Below are 1,867 nucleotides of genomic sequence, written 5' to 3'. Positions count from 1 at the left end.
ACCAGCGTCGGAATCAGGCGGCTGGTGCTGAGCTGCGCGGCATGCTCTATGTCGGCCCCCAGGCCCAGCCGTTGCAGGGTCAGGCCGTGTCCACTGTTCAGCAGGGCTTCACGCGGGTCGCCCCCGCCCCGGCGCATGGTCAGCGCGATTCTGGCACCGTCGTCCACCTGAAAGTCACCCAGCGCCAGCAGGTACTCGGCAATGACTCCGGCGGTGTACACGTCGTCCAGGCCCACCCGCCCGTCGGTGCCCGCGCAGACAATGGCGATTTCCTCGTTCGCTACGGCCAGGGCGTGCCGGGCGACGGCGTGGGCGTTCACCAGCGCCGCCAGAAAGACGTGCCGGGCGGTCTGTGCCGCTTGCCAGGCTGCCCCGGTGCCGTTGGTGGTGGTCATGACCACGCTACGCCCGGCCACCGCCTGCCCCGGCACCTCCAGCGGACTGTTGCCCAGGTCGAATCCCGGCACCATCAGGCCGCCGCGCTCCCCGGCCAGCAGCAGGTCGGGGTAAGCGGGGCGCAGGGCCAGCACTTCCTCGGGGGTCCTCATCAGCAGCAGTTGCGCCGCGCCGTGTTCGAGCAGCGTGACGGCCGTGGTGGTGGCCCGCAGCACGTCAATGACCAGGGCCACGTCTGGGTAATGGCTGTCGGGGAGCAGGTCTACACGCAGTTTCATGCTGGGCCTCGCAAATCGGAAAGGAGGGAGGAAAGGGCGGTCAGGCCAGGGCGTCCCGCAGGCGCGACAGGCCCGCCTGTGCCCCGTCCGGGCCGTACACGGCGCTGCCCGCCACCAGGCAGGTCGCCCCGGCTTCGGCCAGTTCGCGGGCGTTGGCGGGCGTCACGCCGCCGTCCACCTGCAATTCGGCCTGCGGGTTGACCTCGTCCAGCCACCGGCGCAGCGTGCGCACCCGTTCGGTACTCGCCGCGATGAACTTCTGCCCGCCGAAACCGGGATTCACGCTCATGACCAGCACGAGGTCCACGTCGGCCAGCACCGGGCGCACGGCTTCGAGAGGCGTGCCGGGGTTGAGGGTCACGCCCGCCTTCTTGCCGAGTTCCCGGATTTGCTGCACGGCGCGGTGAACGTGCGCGGTGGCCTCCACATGCACCGTGATGCCGTCGGCCCCGGCTTCGGCAAAGTCGCGCAGATACCGCTCGGGGCGCTCGATCATCAGGTGAACGTCCATGTAGAGGTCCGAGGCGCGGCGGGCGGCGGCCAGAATGGGCATCCCGAAGGAAATGTTGGGCACGAAAGCGCCGTCCATCACGTCCACATGCGCCCAGTCGGCGCTCTGGATGGCCTGAAGTTCTTCGCCCAGACGCGAGAAATCGCAGGAGAGCAGGCTGGGGGCGAGTTTGACCGGGCGAGAGGCTGAATTGAAGCTCACGTCCATGAGTCTATACCGCTGACGGCTTGCGTTTTTGGGAGCGGGGCGGTTTTGGGAGTGGGAACGTTGCGGCAACTCTGCTGACATTGGGCGCGTATTCAGAAGCAAGGAGAAAATGCCATGACCCAAACACCTCCCCCCCTCCCCATGCCGCCAGCTCCCCCAGTCATGACCCCCAGTGTCGAGATTCAGGACCGCCCTGCGTGGGCCGTCAACGGGTTCGTGATGCTGGTGCTGTTTTTCCTGCTCGCTGCCGCCGTGCTCTTTTTCGTCCGCAACAGCACGGTGCTGGCCTTCCTGGCCGGAGCGCCGCTGATTCTTCTCGGGCTGTTCGTCCTGTCCGGATTCATGACCGTCGCCCCCAACGATGCCCGCGTCTACAACCTGTTCGGGCGCTACAACGGCACGTGGATCGAGCCGGGCTTTTGGTGGCGCGTGCCGTTCAACACCGTGCGCGGCGTTTCGCGCAAGCTGAACAACT

Annotated in this window: 2 protein-coding genes and 1 pseudogene; 1 reads left to right on the top strand and 2 read right to left on the bottom strand. The window is 67.3% G+C overall.

What is annotated here, in order from left to right:
• Positions 1-674: 2-phosphosulfolactate phosphatase (locus Q4C89_RS14940; RefSeq protein WP_303103413.1), on the bottom strand; the 674-nt coding region annotated here is incomplete at its 3' end.
• A 40-nt stretch (positions 675-714) separates the two neighbouring features.
• Complete coding sequence (gene rpe, locus Q4C89_RS14935; protein WP_303103412.1) at positions 715-1,392, bottom strand: ribulose-phosphate 3-epimerase; 678 nt, start codon at positions 1,390-1,392, stop codon at positions 715-717.
• 114 nt (positions 1,393-1,506) lie between these two features.
• Here rpe and Q4C89_RS14930 point away from each other — a divergent pair.
• Positions 1,507-1,867, top strand: a pseudogene (locus Q4C89_RS14930) (SPFH domain-containing protein); the annotation flags it as partial.

The organism is Deinococcus sp. (assembly GCF_030523985.1).
Lineage (GTDB): Bacteria > Deinococcota > Deinococci > Deinococcales > Deinococcaceae > Deinococcus.
This window is presented reverse-complemented; position numbering and strand designations above follow the sequence as displayed.